At 32.5% G+C, this 14,416-nt stretch carries 19 protein-coding genes and 2 tRNA genes; 5 read left to right on the top strand and 16 right to left on the bottom strand.

Translation table 11 applies throughout. The features are described 5' to 3' along the window. Positions 1 to 10 precede the first annotated feature (10 nt). Complete coding sequence (locus CRN91_RS04480; protein ID WP_114115244.1) at positions 11 to 562, bottom strand: leucine-rich repeat domain-containing protein; 552 nt, start codon at positions 560 to 562, stop codon at positions 11 to 13. 69 nt (positions 563 to 631) lie between these two features. Beyond that, a complete protein-coding gene (locus tag CRN91_RS04475) occupies positions 632 to 2,032 on the bottom strand; it encodes a hypothetical protein (RefSeq protein ID WP_146993392.1) in 1,401 nt (466 codons plus the stop codon). Between the two features lie 274 nt (positions 2,033 to 2,306). On the opposite strand from CRN91_RS04475, the gene CRN91_RS04470 reads away from it, so the two are divergent. Both CRN91_RS04470 and CRN91_RS04465 read left to right on the top strand, forming a co-directional pair. Beyond that, a complete protein-coding gene (locus CRN91_RS04470; RefSeq protein ID WP_114115242.1) occupies positions 2,307 to 2,732 on the top strand; it encodes a hypothetical protein in 426 nt (141 codons plus the stop codon). Between the two features lie 95 nt (positions 2,733 to 2,827). Beyond that, complete coding sequence (locus CRN91_RS04465; protein ID WP_168177012.1) at positions 2,828 to 3,844, top strand: DUF4116 domain-containing protein; 1,017 nt, start codon at positions 2,828 to 2,830, stop codon at positions 3,842 to 3,844. A gap of 93 nt (positions 3,845 to 3,937) precedes the next feature. Here the strand turns inward: CRN91_RS04465 and CRN91_RS04460 are convergent, their stop codons facing one another. The 5 genes from CRN91_RS04460 to CRN91_RS04440 all read right to left on the bottom strand — a co-directional run bounded on the left by CRN91_RS04460 (position 3,938) and on the right by CRN91_RS04440 (position 7,324). Further along, a complete protein-coding gene (locus CRN91_RS04460; protein ID WP_114115240.1) occupies positions 3,938 to 4,528 on the bottom strand; it encodes a hypothetical protein in 591 nt (196 codons plus the stop codon). Positions 4,529 to 4,583: 55 nt separating this feature from the next. Next, entirely contained in the window at positions 4,584 to 6,083 is a 1,500-nt protein-coding gene (locus CRN91_RS04455; protein ID WP_114116062.1) for a DUF2779 domain-containing protein, read from the bottom strand. Positions 6,084 to 6,096: 13 nt separating this feature from the next. Beyond that, the gene (locus tag CRN91_RS04450; RefSeq protein ID WP_114115239.1) at positions 6,097 to 6,642 is read right to left on the bottom strand and encodes a hypothetical protein; all 546 of its coding nucleotides are present in this window, start codon (positions 6,640 to 6,642) and stop codon (positions 6,097 to 6,099) included. Between the two features lie 2 nt (positions 6,643 to 6,644). Beyond that, positions 6,645 to 6,935: a hypothetical protein gene (locus tag CRN91_RS04445; RefSeq protein WP_114115238.1), complete on the bottom strand. Its 291-nt coding sequence runs from the start codon at positions 6,933 to 6,935 to the stop codon at positions 6,645 to 6,647. 89 nt (positions 6,936 to 7,024) lie between these two features. Further along, entirely contained in the window at positions 7,025 to 7,324 is a 300-nt protein-coding gene (locus CRN91_RS04440; protein WP_114115237.1) for a hypothetical protein, read from the bottom strand. Positions 7,325 to 7,445: 121 nt separating this feature from the next. Between CRN91_RS04440 and CRN91_RS04435 the strand changes: the two genes are divergently transcribed. The 3 genes from CRN91_RS04435 to CRN91_RS04425 are packed head-to-tail and all read left to right on the top strand — an operon-like array spanning position 7,446 to position 10,301. Next, positions 7,446 to 9,455: a hypothetical protein gene (locus CRN91_RS04435; protein ID WP_114115236.1), complete on the top strand. Its 2,010-nt coding sequence runs from the start codon at positions 7,446 to 7,448 to the stop codon at positions 9,453 to 9,455. 12 nt (positions 9,456 to 9,467) lie between these two features. After that, positions 9,468 to 9,842: a hypothetical protein gene (locus CRN91_RS04430; protein WP_114115235.1), complete on the top strand. Its 375-nt coding sequence runs from the start codon at positions 9,468 to 9,470 to the stop codon at positions 9,840 to 9,842. Between the two features lie 18 nt (positions 9,843 to 9,860). Next, positions 9,861 to 10,301: a hypothetical protein gene (locus tag CRN91_RS04425; RefSeq protein ID WP_146993391.1), complete on the top strand. Its 441-nt coding sequence runs from the start codon at positions 9,861 to 9,863 to the stop codon at positions 10,299 to 10,301. A 313-nt stretch (positions 10,302 to 10,614) separates the two neighbouring features. On the opposite strand, the gene CRN91_RS04420 is transcribed toward CRN91_RS04425, so the two are convergent. The 9 genes from CRN91_RS04420 to CRN91_RS04380 all read right to left on the bottom strand — a co-directional run bounded on the left by CRN91_RS04420 (position 10,615) and on the right by CRN91_RS04380 (position 14,375). Then, positions 10,615 to 10,691: transfer RNA gene (locus CRN91_RS04420), tRNA-Asp, on the bottom strand. A 5-nt stretch (positions 10,692 to 10,696) separates the two neighbouring features. After that, positions 10,697 to 10,772, bottom strand: a tRNA-Val gene (locus CRN91_RS04415). Between the two features lie 58 nt (positions 10,773 to 10,830). After that, positions 10,831 to 11,103, bottom strand: a complete 273-nt coding sequence (locus tag CRN91_RS04410) for an HU family DNA-binding protein (RefSeq protein WP_114115233.1) — start codon at positions 11,101 to 11,103, stop codon at positions 10,831 to 10,833. Positions 11,104 to 11,248: 145 nt separating this feature from the next. Further along, a complete protein-coding gene (locus CRN91_RS04405; RefSeq protein WP_114115232.1) occupies positions 11,249 to 11,770 on the bottom strand; it encodes a DsbE family thiol:disulfide interchange protein in 522 nt (173 codons plus the stop codon). After that, positions 11,767 to 12,213, bottom strand: a complete 447-nt coding sequence (gene ccmE, locus CRN91_RS04400) for a cytochrome c maturation protein CcmE (protein ID WP_114115231.1) — start codon at positions 12,211 to 12,213, stop codon at positions 11,767 to 11,769. The genes CRN91_RS04405 and ccmE overlap by 4 nt, the downstream gene beginning before the upstream one ends. Further along, positions 12,206 to 12,379, bottom strand: coding sequence for a heme exporter protein CcmD (gene ccmD / locus CRN91_RS04395; protein ID WP_114115230.1), 174 nt, complete (start codon positions 12,377 to 12,379; stop codon positions 12,206 to 12,208). Before ccmD ends, ccmE begins: the two co-directional genes overlap by 8 nt. Further along, a complete protein-coding gene (locus CRN91_RS04390; protein ID WP_114115229.1) occupies positions 12,376 to 13,113 on the bottom strand; it encodes a heme ABC transporter permease in 738 nt (245 codons plus the stop codon). The genes ccmD and CRN91_RS04390 overlap by 4 nt, the downstream gene beginning before the upstream one ends. Positions 13,114 to 13,140: 27 nt before the next feature. Continuing rightward, positions 13,141 to 13,797: a tRNA (adenosine(37)-N6)-threonylcarbamoyltransferase complex dimerization subunit type 1 TsaB gene (gene tsaB / locus CRN91_RS04385; RefSeq protein WP_114115228.1), complete on the bottom strand. Its 657-nt coding sequence runs from the start codon at positions 13,795 to 13,797 to the stop codon at positions 13,141 to 13,143. Continuing rightward, positions 13,794 to 14,375, bottom strand: coding sequence for a biosynthetic peptidoglycan transglycosylase (locus tag CRN91_RS04380; protein ID WP_254424909.1), 582 nt, complete (start codon positions 14,373 to 14,375; stop codon positions 13,794 to 13,796). Before CRN91_RS04380 ends, tsaB begins: the two co-directional genes overlap by 4 nt. Positions 14,376 to 14,416 lie beyond the last annotated feature (41 nt).

Genomic DNA, 14,416 nt, shown 5'->3' with positions numbered 1-14,416 from the left:
TTTGGCTCCATTATAGTATTTTTATAAATTCTTGAAAGTCAGAAACAGTTTGGCGATCATACATATCAAGGTCATGACCCTCAAGATCATGAAACGATTCCATTCCTTCAAGAAACAATATAGTCAGATTAGGGAGATTAATAAGAGCATTAAGATTATCTACTGGACAACCTCCAGCAATAGTTAATTCTGTTAGATTAATTAGATTAGCAAGGCCATCAATATTTTTTAGTGCGTTGCAGTAGTTAAGATGCAATTCAGTCAGACTAGTTAGATTAGCCAAGCCGTCAATATTTTTTATATTGCAATGACTGAGGTCAAGAGTAGTTAAATTAGGAAGATTAGCCAGGCCATCGACACTGTTTAGAAACTGACATTCATTAAGATCAAGAGTGGTTAAATTAGGCAGATTAGCTATGCCATCGACGCTTTCTAGTAACTCACAACAACTAAGATCAAGAGTCTCAAATAGCTCAATTCCTGAATCACTCAAAATTATATTATTCTGATTTAAATGATTCTCTATTATTGACATATTTTTTTTAAGATCAGTTTTTTCCATTATATCTCTCCATATAAATTAATCACATTACCATGTTTTTTAAAAGCTGGGAAAATTAATTGAAATTATCTAAATTTTAGAAGCTAATTCAAGTTTGCTTAGATTTTCTAATGCTCCGCTTCGGACTCTTGCATTTTTATCAATTGAAAGCTTTTTAAGAATTGATAAAGGCGTATATGGATTTATGGCTAACCAAAAACGCACATCCTGTTCTTCATCCAATAAAAGCTTCTCAAATATATTAATAGGAAGATTTGAGTTTTGGGCCAAAGCAATTCGTATAGACTCATCTTCATCGCTTGACCACTTATCTAATAAATAAACAGGTGTATTTGGGTTTCCAGCTGTATTTCTTCGTATCCAAATATCTTCTTCCAGCGCGAATTTTTCAAGTATTGATATAGGTGTATTAGGGTTATTAGCTAGACTTTGCCATAAAGTGCTATCTTCTTCTAAAGCGAATTTCTCTAGTATTGATATGGGTGTATTTGGGTTTATTGCTGTTGAGCTTCGAACCTCTTCATCTTCATCGGCTGCTAGATTTTCCAAAGCAGATGTTGGCGTGTTAGGGTTTCTTGCTGTTGAGCTTCGAACCTCTTCATCTTCATCGGCTGCTAGATTTTCCAAAGCAAATGCCGATATGTTTGGGTTTTCGGCTAATCCATATTGCTTTACGTTCTTATCATTATCAAACACCATCTTCTCCAAAGTTAATACTGGCGTATTAGGGTTTGAAGCTATTGCTTGTCGTACAGACTCATCTTTATCTGTTGATAGTTTATCCAATATATGGACAGATGTATTAGAGTTTTCAGCTATATTAGAACGAATATTTTTATTTTCATCTGTTGATAGTTTTTCTAATATATGAACAGGCGTATTTGGGTTTTCGGCAACAGCATAACGCATATTGCTTGACTCATCTGTTGAAAGTTTTGCCAGAACTAATGAAGGCATACTTGGGTTTCTAGCTGCCTGCTTGCGCACGCAATCTTCTTCGTCTGTCGCCAGCTTCTCCAAAGCTGAAGTGGGAGTATTTGGATTTCTTGCAGTTAATCCTCGAACTCCTCCATCCACACGCATACCATCAAGACTTACACCGTAATCTTGATCAACTGCAAGTTTCTTTAGAGCTGATGCAGTTGTTCTAGAGCTCTTAGCCGTTGCAGCACGGACATCTGCATCCTTATCAATCGCTAGCATATCCAGAAGTGATATGGGTACATTCGTATTTCTAGTAACACCCTCGCGAACATTAGCTATTCTGTCACCTGACAGTTTCTCCAATAATTTCGCAGGAGTATAGGGATTTATTGCTATCTCATAGCGTACGTCTTTTGACTTATCATTTGCAAGTACTTCTAATTCCTCTGGCAAGGTTGAGTAATTTGCTATCTCTATTCGTGATTCAAGATTTTTCTTAGCCTTAAGTAACTCTTTGTGATGGGCTATTATTTTATTGTCTGACATCAGTTTTTCATAAAGCATTATTGAGATAATTATTTTATGTTACCAAAATATTCAAATTATAGCTCTATGACTTTCTGCACAATTCTGAAAAAATAATCTTCAATAAAGCAAGAGCTTAATAATCAGAATTATTCGGTTCGACCTTCTCCAGGAAAGTCAATTAATACTCATTAAAGATATAATAGAATAGGCAAAAAAATTGAGGTTTTAAACTATCAGGTATATACTTGACTCAAATGAATTACTAGTTATTAATTTAAAGAAGGATATTTATATGGGAAATTATTCACCAGAAGTTAGAGATTGTAGATCTGAAACTAATAAATCCAACACTAAGATTAAAGAATTAAAAAAACTACTTACTAAGCCAAAAGAGAAGGGTCAACGGAAAATTGTTGAAGAAATAGCAGTAGAGTTCACAAAAATATATTTATGGAAAAAAGGCTATTGGGTTATGGGAGAGCAACAGTCGAAAGGGCCAGCTGATTTATATGCCTACAAAATTATTGATAATAAAAAAATAGATTATTTTATTGATGCTAAAGGAATTCATCCTAAAGCTAACTATAAGCCAGCTTTTAAAAGGAAGATTTCAACTTTTAGAGAAAGGGATGAAGTGATTAACCGAATTCAATCTATTGTTTATAAAGATGAGATTAGATTCAAAGATCTTGATAATGTGTTAGTTGATATTGCTTAGAGGGAAAAAACGTTTTTTTTAAATATCATAAGTTATTAGTATGAAAAAATTAGATGCAATACAAATTAAGCAGGTCAAAGCTCTTTTCACTAAATATGGATAACTATAAAGATAAAAATAAAGTCTTAGAGCTGCTTAAGGAAAATGGTGAGCATCTCCAGTTTCTTGAGAGTTCTCTATTAAAGGATAGGGAGATTGTTATGGCTGCGGTTAAGCAGTCTGGCTTCACCATAAGGCACGCTGCTGATTCACTTAAAAAAGACAGAGAAATCGCCATGGCTGCGGTCAATCAGGTTGGTTCTGCTCTTGAGGATGTCGATGACTCCCTCAAAAAGAACAGAGAAATCGTCATGGCTGCGGTTAATCAGGATGGTAATGCTCTCGAATACGCTGATGACTCTCTCAAAAAAGACAAAGAGATAGTCGATGCTGCGGTCAAGCAGAATGTTGATGCTCTTAAGTTCGCCGATGAGGCCTTCAGAAAGGTCAAAGAGATTGGTATGCCAATTTATAACTATCAAATTGAAGTTTCTGGTAGTGGTGCTTTTCAAATAGTTGAAGAAATATCAAAAGTAACTTATGAATATTTTTATGAAAATGATGAGTTATTAGAGAATCATATTTTTAATGAGGAAGAGGTTCCTGATGAGCATTCTATAGGTTATTGGGATAGTCTTTGTGAGAGTGCTGAACTAAGCTCTACTGAAGGATACTATAAACTTGGTGAGTGCAGTATATCTATTGATAATATTGATAGTGATGACGAGTCTTACAGCTTTTATTTAGATGAGAAGGAATTAAAAGATCAAGGACTAAAGCTGACAAGAGAGAAACAATTAAAATTTGATGAATTAGTTGCACCAGGAGAGGTAAAGTATTTTTTTATAGGAAATGAAGAGCATGAAGGATCATGGGTCTATGAACTAAAAACTAAAAGCCCTTTTGAAGTAAAAAAACTTGATATAACAGTTTGTAAAGTTGAATCAACAGATACAGTAACTTCTTTTTGGTATGACCTCGCGGAAAATGAAGATTTTGACTTGTCTGATGGCTCTTCTGATTATAGCCGCACATTAAAAGTTATAAAAATTGATAAGTCTCCTCACCCCTAAAAGTAAATATGCACTAGCTTTGCTATAAATTACTCCATTATTTTCTAACTATTATTTTATTTTTAACTTTTATTAATTTCAATACTAAAATTTCTAGAAAATTGCACCCAACCTTCTTAAAATCTCATAATATTCTTTAGCAGAGACCTTTCCTCGCATTTCCTCACAATTTCCATTGAAATCAATAAAATAAAATACTTTCTCTTTAATATCTCCAAAAGACTCACTTTCAAAATAAAGTTCTTGATCTTCATTTCCAGCAATAAAAGAATAATTTTCAAAAGCTTTATTACCCCATTCGTCCATGCACCCATATGTGTTACCTTTTATCTTTAGATTTAATTCACTGATGCCCTCTGGAATATCAATTGAAGCATTGGTTTCTTCAAGCATTTCCCAGCAAACAAGCCTGATTTTATTTTCCTCAATGGCAGGCAATTGGTTTTCTTCTGAATATTCAATCTTACAATTAATTTCGTTACCATCACCGATCTTAAAATCAACTACTAACTCATTATCTGAATAAGATTCTCCAAGAACAAATACTTGAGATGATTCATTTAAAAGCTTTTCATCAATGAAGTCACTATAGTCCCTTCTATCAGTTTGAAATAATTCTTTTTTATCCATATCACAATGAAATAGCATAATTTCAGATAGTCCATGAATTTTGTAGTTTTGCATTTTTGACTCCTTAAATTGATTAATTAATATCTAAATATTATCATAAGTAATTGATTTAAATAATTTTTTTTAGTTGGCTCAGAACTTCTACCATTGCAAGGGTATCTAGCTCACAGTAGGCTTTTAATGAGGATCTGTATCTTTTAATTTCATTAGAATCTTTTGAGTTTTCTAATTTTTTATAAATGTTCATAGCATCTCCACCATGTTTAACCATATCAAGTTCACCATAAGCTGCTTCCATTTTAGGAGCTACAATTGGTAGTACAGTTTTTAATCCTGACTTTCCATGCATTTTTGGGACTAAGTAATCTCTATTTTTAAATGGATTGTGAAGATCTATAAAGTTATCATGAAGGTTCATTAAGTGATCTTTATGAACTGGAAATAAACTAGCAAGTTTCTTAATGACTCCCATTTCAAAACTACTGTTGTAAGCCATAATGCAAGAATTAAGTGGAATATTTTTTACAATACTTTTAGTTATATCTTCGCGTGGGTCATAACCAGTTTCTGCTAAAAACTCTTTATGTTCTATTTTGCCATCTTCATTCTCAATATGAAGTGAGTACTGAAAAGGGTATTTTTCATAGGGTGACATCCCACTAAACTTTGGGATTGCTGGATTTAATGTTTCAAAATCAAAGTGATAGATTGGATAACTTATAGAGTTAATAAATTCTTTGATTGAGTCCTTGTTAATGATATTTTTTTTATACTTCCATGTGTCAACAAGAAGCTGCTGGACATCACTTAACTTAAATTCTTCAGGAATATCCTCAATCGCTGTTATTCCATCTCGATATAAAGCTAACGACTTGGCGTTTTTATTAAATTGGAAAATATCAAAAACTGAGTAATCAGGAATATTCCTTTGCGTTTTCCAGCAATACTCATATGCATCACATTCATAAGGATTTTTGCAGTGCCAGCCAATATCAATATTTGGCTCTTTTTTATTATCTTTTAGTGTCTTTCTGAGCCTATCTATATTTGATGGAATATGGTCATTTAACTTTAAAACCTCATCAGTTACTTTAATGTTTGAAAAAAGCTCTTCAATATCTATTTTTGGGCCTCTAACGTAGTCAGTATTAAGAAGCGTGATGAAAGTATTACTAACGTTATATCCTAGTTGAGTTAGAACATAGTGCTGAATGGAAACGTCATGAATATAATTATAGATGTCATCTTTTGACTTTTTTTGATTCCAAGTCGAACTTTTGACTTCATAGATTTCAAAACTATCATCTTTTTTTTGATGGAGTATATCAACTAAAACTAAAATTCCATCAAACTCAAAAGCAGCTTCAAAAATACTCTTTATTCCCTTGTTCAGATAATCCTGAGTTAGCTGAATTTTTTTACTTTTATAAGGGACTTCCTTGCCTTCTGGAAAAAGTTTACATGCTAAGGCGCCAACTTCATTTCCCGTTTCAAATACAGCTTTTAACTTATCTCCAGGAGGGGTTAAAACTTTAGGATTATACTTTTTAAGCCAAAGTGCTTTTTCACACTGAAGTCCTTTAATATAAAGAGACTTTGATAAATTCAATTTATGGGTTAACTTACCCAAGCTTTCTTACAAATTTTTTAATATACTGTTTCTCTCTTTCTATTTGTTTTTCATCTGTACATAAAGCAATACCCATGTAATGTTCAAAATTAATTTTCTGATCTAGGGTGTGCTTATTTTGGATAATACGATTCTTTTTATGCTCATCTTTTGTAACCTTAATTTTTCCCCACAAATAAAGGTGTTCTTTTAATTCTTTTTTAATAAAGGATTCCCGATCAAATTCTTCCTTGTTGATTATTTCTTCAATTGTTTCTCCAATTTTAGTTATACCAATAACATGGTCCCAAGTTAAACCATCTTTCATAATTTTGTTTAAAGCGTTTTTTGAGCACAATCCTGATTTTAGTCCTCGGCGACCAACACCTCTTCCTCCCATTTGATTTTTTCTCCAGCCACTAAGTTGGTTATAAGGAGTTTTAGCTGCATTATATTGTTTACAAGCAGATCTAAAATTTTCCTCTATTTCTTCTCGCATCTGTGCATTTCCCCAGTAAGCATCGCGCAGATTTTTATTAAATTCGTCTTTAAAATTCATTGCTAGCTATAGAAACTAAAGGTTTCAATATTGCCCCCATTATCTAAAAAACATTTAACAGCATCTTGAATATCTTCTAACTCAGATCCTAATTCGTTGATAACAGTATAATCATCTTCGCCATCAGTATGTTTTTCAACACTAACTCGATAATATTCATCCGATTCATCTCCAGTCCTTAGAAGTAAGATTTCTTCATAGGGCTCCTCACCATCTGCTGATATTATTTGATCAATAATAAAGTCTCCATCAGAATCCATTTCAGATTTAAGTTTTTGGTAATTAATTTCCATATTTTGTTATTCAAACTCCTTTATAAATTTTTCTAATATCACTAACAAGCATTTATTTTTTAACAATTGTTACTGCCTCATCAACTAGTCTAGCCCTCATATTTATCATCTATCATATATTCCCAAAAATCATAATGAAATGAGTCTTCATCACGATACAATTCATTATCTTTTAGATCTAACCACAAAACATCATTGACAAGGTAATTGTCATGGATTTTATGTTTGGGGGGATTATCAATTAATTTTTGAAGAATCGCTTGTCTTGTATCCTCAATTTTGTCTTTATCAATTATTTCTTCATGAATAGCATCTAAAGAATATTCTGCATCATCTCCATCATCGCTGTCACAACCTTGTACTTGGAATATTACTTTTAACTTTTCCAATTAATAACTCCTATGATTATTTTTAATTATAGCACTAGAATATAATGACATAATTTGTTTCATTTTCACTGTAAATTAATTAGAAGCTAGTAGTTATAAAATTTATATTAAACTACAGATTATGAAATATAAAGTTTTGACATATTACTCAAATCTAGCACTCTCGCAAGAAGATAATGATTTTGTTGCTAACTTTCTTGAAAATGCAAGTAAAGTTATTGAGCAAGAAATTAATGAAAAGAGTGGTGATAAATATCAATTAGATATTGATTTTTTACATCTAGAAAAGGGTGAAGAGGGTTTAGAACCACTATTTAAAAAAATTGAATCCTATGATGGCTTTTTTATTACTAATGGCCATGTTGTTCTTAAACACAATAAAACAATTTTAGAACATATTAAAGATAAAGATTTCTTTTACTTTCATACAGCTTCGTCACTACCTAATCAGGATCATTTATTTCATATAGGGCATTTAGACCGCTCAGCGCAGATAGCTTTTATTTCAAATGAAATAGAGCAATATCAGGATCATAAGGTTTTTTATATCCATAATGAAAGTCGAACATATGAAATGATTTTAGAAAATCATAAGAATTCTGAGAACTTTCAAGATTATTCTGTTAAAGAGATTTCTGATCCAGTAGATATTAAAAAACAACTTAATAATATTTTAATTAAGACAAACGAAAGTGATCTAATAATTCTTGATATTGGGCTAAAGTACTTTAGAGAAGTTTTTGACTATCTTGAAGAAAATAAGCTTAGTAATAGAGTTATTAATACCTTTGGGTCACTCGAGAACAGATTCCAAAAAATTACATTTGATTTAGTGCAATTATCAACACAGCCATTCTATACAACGCTGTCAATTGAAGATTTAATGAGTAAAGTTTTTGATGAAGAGCTAGAGACTAATAAAATTACTTTATTACTAGATAGTTTGTGGAGATTAGAAATTCCAATCCTCATATCTCAAGCTTTAAATAAAATTGATATTTCTGAAATTCACAAAATGGATACAGAAAAATTAAGATCCGCAATTTTGTCTTTTGATGGCAAAAAGGATATTTTTATTGGAAAAAGGGGACACCTTGGTTTTGATGCAGATGGTGTTAATAATATAAGGGATAACTTTGCATATATATTTCCTAATTCTTTGCAAACCCAGGATTATAAAACTCCCAAAATTTTCTATCGTACTCAATTTCATTCGGTAGAGGGCGAAGTTCAAAAAAGCAGAGTTATGTATGCTTATATTGATATTTTAAGTGTTGCTAATATTGATATTAGCTCTAAGTACTGGACTGCAGAATTCTTTATTGATATTGTTTCGCATTTTGAAAATCCTATCGATGAAATAATATTTAATAACCTTAGCTCTCTAAACGATAAATTTACTTATAAAAAAGTTTGGCAGCGTGATGATGAAGATAATTACACCACGCAAAGATATTACGTTGTAGCAAATTTTGATTTTGTTCCTAAGGCAGAAAATTACCCATTTGATTGGCAAAATATATATATTGCCATGACAGTTAAGAATGATAATGAACAAATATTGCAGCCAATCCCATTAGATCTTCTTGATCATGAGTTTGATATAGGGGAATGGGAAATTCAAAGTGATTTCTCTGGAGTGAAGTTTCAAAAAAATCGCCTATTTCAGGATGCTGATCTTAAAAAATCTGTAAGTATTAGTAGTGAAAATAGGGTTGGTTGGATTTTAAAAAGAAAGAACAATGCTACTTTATTTAAAATTGGTATTCCAATGTCATTTCTTATATTCTTGGTTTACTACACAACCTTTTCAGAATATGGCAATTCTGGCTCTAGTATTGGCATTCTTACCACAACCTTTTTATCTGCGATTGCCTTATATTTTTCAGTTGAAAAACCAGAACCAAAAAAACTTACCATAGTTGATTTAATATTTATATGGTTTTATATTGTGAATGGAATTACAGTTGTTGTTTGTGGAATATCTTCATCACTTAATGAGAATATTTTTTATACTTCAAACTTGATCCTAAAATTTATTATTCCTCTATCTTTGTTATCTATGGGGTTATTTCTAGTTAAGAGAATTAGGGGAAGTCGAAATGATATTATGTTGGATAGAGATGTTTAATTTGGAATAGTAATGAAAATAGAGGATTTAAATCAAGAGCAAAAAGAACTTTTCTGTCGAGTTATGGCCGAAAAGGGATACTATGAAGAAACTGACTCTGCTTTTAGTAATGCATTGCTTTTTTTGGACATAGAAGAGCCTGATGCTGAAGATTTTAATTATGCTGATGGCCTTGGTTTTGAATTGCTTCAAGAAGTAGAGGAGGCAATGACTCGGGTTATGTATGTGAGACTCTTATTTGCAGCTAATTATAATTGTTCAAATTTCACAACTCTATCAAAACTGAACAGAGGATATGAGTTTGCTCTTTCAGAGCTTCATAATCTTCAATCAACTGGCTCAGATGCTGACTTTATAGAATTTATAGACTCTATAGCAGAAGAATAAAGAATTTTGGAGGCTAAATTGTACAACTCAGAAATGAATGAAATTGATTATTTAAGCTCAATATTAGATAAGATAATTGATGATAATTTAGATAGTTTTAAAGAAAATAATTCTTTCCAGGTGAGGCCTGGTTATTCATATGATAATTTCTATTTAGATCGAGTTCAAGGGGCATATGAAGGTTCGTTGAATGGATTAATACACCACATAATGTTTGAAGATGGAATTTACAAAAATATTTTGACTGACGAACAATTTGAAAGATGTAAAAAAGCAGTAGATGAAGAGCCAGAGGGAATTTGGCTTGATAATAGCACTTCAGAAGACCATATACCAGATGACAGTTTAGTTGATGAACTTGAGGATATATATGCCCAAGTTATAGAGCATGTTTGCATTAGACTAAATAATGAAGGTTTTAAAGTTGAAGAATTAGATGATTTTTGTGAAGATTTCTAACAGGTAATTATGATTAATAAATATAACTACTATGTAGATTACAATCATGCTTCTGATGCAAGTACCATTCTATGGACTCATGAAGATATAAAATTTTGATTCTAATTTTGCGTTTTGAATTTCTTTATCAGTTAACATAATCGTACCTATTAGTTTTTTGAAATCGTACCTATTGCACTAAAAGGTACGATATAGGTCAAACTATATACGAAGGATTACAATCCAATAAAATCCAATAAGAACACAAAGCCTTTTGTTTACAGGATGTAGAAGGTGGATTAAGTTGGATTACGAGAGGTTAAGAAAGGCCAATTGGCGGAGCGGACGGGGGTCGAACCCGCGACCTCCTGCGTGACAGGCAGGCGTTCTAACCAACTGAACTACCGCTCCAATTTTGGTGGGCGCTACAAGACTTGAACTTGTGACCCTCGCCTTGTAAGGGCGATGCTCTCCCAACTGAGCTAAGCGCCCAAAAAAAATGCCCAATTCTCTTTAAGAACCGGGCGTATTATACTGGCAAAAAATCTGACTAGTTGACAGATTCCTTCAATAATTTACCTGCTTTAAAAGCTGGCGCATTTGAAGCTTTAATTTGAATAGTAGCACCAGTTTGTGGGTTGCGACCACTTCGAGCTGCACGAGCTCTAACCAAGAAACTACCAAAACCTGTAATGGCAACAGACCCCCCTTTTGCAAGCTCTCCTGAAATTGCACCAGTTGCAGCATCTAAAGCACGAGCAGCATCAGCTTTTGAAAGACCTGAGCTATCAGCTATTGCTGAAACTAAATCTGATTTATTCATTTTCTAACTCCTTAAAATTAAATAATTTGATGAAACAGCAGATTAATTTTTTTTGCTGTTAAAATTTATTATCCATTATTAAACCCTTATGTCAAGCGACTTTCAGGAAAAATTATAAATATATTTATAAATCAAAGTTTATTATTTAACTTTCTATTTTATTGAGATAGATTTCAAAATTTTCTTCCCATACTTTCTGATTAATTTCTCCAATATGCTTATATAAGATGACTCCATCTTTATCAATCAAAAAAGTTTCAGGGGTTGCATAGACTCCTAAATCCATACCAATTTTTCCATCAGGATCAAAGATGATTTTATCAAATGGATTACCCATAATTTCTAGGTACTTTGCTCCATCTTTTTGAGTATCTTTATAGTTGATTCCTATTAATTGAAGATCAGTATTTTTTGCAATATTCATAATCATTTGGTGCTCTTTTCGACAGGTCAAACACCATGAGGCCCATACATTTACTATGCTCATTTTATTATCAAACAAACTTGCAAACTTTATTGACTTATCAGAATAAAAGTCCTTCCCTTCTATACTTGGAAATGATTTCCCTAAAAGTGGGGATGGTAGTTTGCTAGGATTAGAGCTCAGGCTAAAAAATAGAAAGCCTACAACTATGATAAATAAAAATAAAGGTATTATTTTTTTCATTCTTTAGGGGTTGTGTATTGAAGTGCTTCTGCTACTTCTGGAGGCATATAATTTTCATCATGCTTAGCTAAGACTTCAGTTGCATTAAAAATATTTTTACAAGTCCAACCTTTTCTAGGGCAAGTTACTGAGCCTGTTGCCACGACACCCTGCCCCTCTCTAAAAAGGTCTGGCAATATTCCATCATAAATAACTTTTATAGATTCACTATTATCTGTCACCACAAAAGTTGCCCTCATTCCATTTCTTTCAAAACTATCAGTCTTAACAAGTCCACCAATTCTAAAACTTTTACCAATTGGGGCCTTACCATCCTTAATATCACTTGGCGTATAAAAATAAAGTAAGTTTTCACTAAAGGCCTTGACACCTAAATAACCCGCTAAGGAAATTCCTAGAACAATTAGTGCAACCAAAATCATTCGATTCTGTCTTTTAGTCATTACTTCTCAAGTACTTATTTTTTAATTTTAAAATGGTTTTTTTATGGTTTCTCTTAGCATTTATAAAAAGAGTTAGAACAGTGATGAAAGCTACACCATAAGCGAACCAAACATAAAAAGCATACTTACCATAAGGTAGAAAAGAAAAATATTCAACTAAAGTCATGGCATATCTCCTTCAACTATTTCTTTAACCCATCTGGAATTTTGCTCACGAATCAAAACCTCAGTTTTTGCCTTAATGACGACAAGGGCTGCATATAGAAAAATAGACGCAGCAAACATTAGCGCAAGCGCAATTAACATATCAGGATCTTTCAAGCCACCTGTTCCAACAGAATAGCCCTGGTGAAGAGTATTCCACCATTTAACGGAGTAATGAATAATTGGCAAGTTTACCAGACCAACAATAGCCAAAATTGAACTCGACTTTGCTGCTTTGCGTGGATCATCAAATGCACTATTAAGCGACATGTATGCCAAATACAAAAATAATAAAATTAGTTCTGAGGTCAGTCTTGCATCCCAAACCCACCATGCCCCCCACATCGGCTTACCCCAAATTGCTCCAGATGATAAGGCAATAATTGTAAAGGCAGCACCAATAGGAGCAGAAACTTTTGCCACAACTTCAGCCATTTTAATTTGCCAAATTAACCCAATTCCGCCTGAAATAGCCATGACTGCATAAACCATCATAGAAAGAATCGCACTTGGGACATGGATATAAATAATTCTATAGCCATCTCCTTGTTGGTAATCTTCAGGTGAAATGATTAAAGACCAATAAAGTCCAATAACTAATAAAATTAAAAATGGCCACAAGAACCAAGGTCTAAGATTGACACAGGTTTGATAAAATATCTTAGGAGAGGCTTGTCTTTGAATCCATTTCCACATATCTTAGAAAGCAAAAAATAAAAGGATTTATTTTAATGACTTTTTAGCGACATTGTTTCGTAAATATATAGGTTTTGGTAGCTCAAATGTTCCTTTTTCTCCAGACTTAAGAGCTGTCATTGACATGTCTATTAAATCTCCAGATTCAAGATGAATATTTAGAACAGTCTGAGACACTTGGGAAGCAAGAGTAAGTTTTTCATTATAGACCTTCCAGCCACTTCCAACGCCTATAAAACTGCTATCCAGATTATCAACTTCTTCTGGTTTGCAAATTTTCATTCCACTTATTATTCCTTTTTCATAGATTGCCCAATAAACCTCTCCCATTCTGGCGTCTAAAGCTAGAGCAATTTTATCTTTTTTTAATAATTTAGAAGCTCTAAACCCTAAGAGCTCTAGGGAGGAGAAACCCAGAGTGGGGATTTCACAAGAAAGAGACAACCCCTGAACAACGCCAATACACATACGAACACCAGTAAATGCGCCAGGACCCTTTGTATATGAGATTAAGTCGATATTTCTTAAATCCTCTTTAACTTCATTAAAAACCTCATCACAAAGCTTAAGGATATGTCCTGAGCTTTTTGGTATATCAGTTAATACTCTAGTTACTTTAACTTCTGAAGAAAATAAAGTAACAGATGCAACCTCAGTACATGTATCTATAGCAAGAATTTTCATTGAACAATTTTTGTATAGTTTTTATGCATCAATAAAATCATTTCTACACGCTTGTTTAGTCTCTCAGGCGAACTTATTGGATTGTAATATGATGGACCCTTAAGTAATGCAACAAGCGTGGCCATTTCTTTTAAATTTAAAAGCTTAATATCTTTTTCAAAATAGTAAAGACTTCCACTAGCAAAACCGTGGAAAGCTTTAGAACCTTTTTGAGCTAAATATACCGTATTCATATATCTTTCTAGTATAAATTTTTTATCGTAAGATAACTCCATCAGTATTGACATCATAGCCTCATTAGTCTTTCTGGAAAATGCCTTTTCCCTCGAGAGTAAAGTATTTTTTATGAGTTGTTGCGTAATAGTACTTGCCCCCCTTAACTCTTTATCATCAAATAAATAGCCATATAGAACTCTTAAAATTTCCTTGAAGTCAACCCCATTGTGATTAAAGAAAGATTGGTCCTCAACAAGCAAAAGCATATTAATTAACTCTTTCGGATAATCATCAATTGAATATTGAATTTGAATTACATTTTGATTTTGTTTAATTTCTTTAGAGAATTCATTTTTAATCAAAGTATTTAAATAAAACAAATATGAAATACTTATTAAAAAAA

Source organism: Candidatus Thioglobus sp. NP1, assembly GCF_003326015.1.
Lineage (GTDB): Bacteria > Pseudomonadota > Gammaproteobacteria > PS1 > Pseudothioglobaceae > Pseudothioglobus > Pseudothioglobus singularis_A.
The sequence above is the reverse complement of the archived record's forward strand: the minus strand, read 5'-3'. Positions and strand labels throughout refer to the sequence as shown.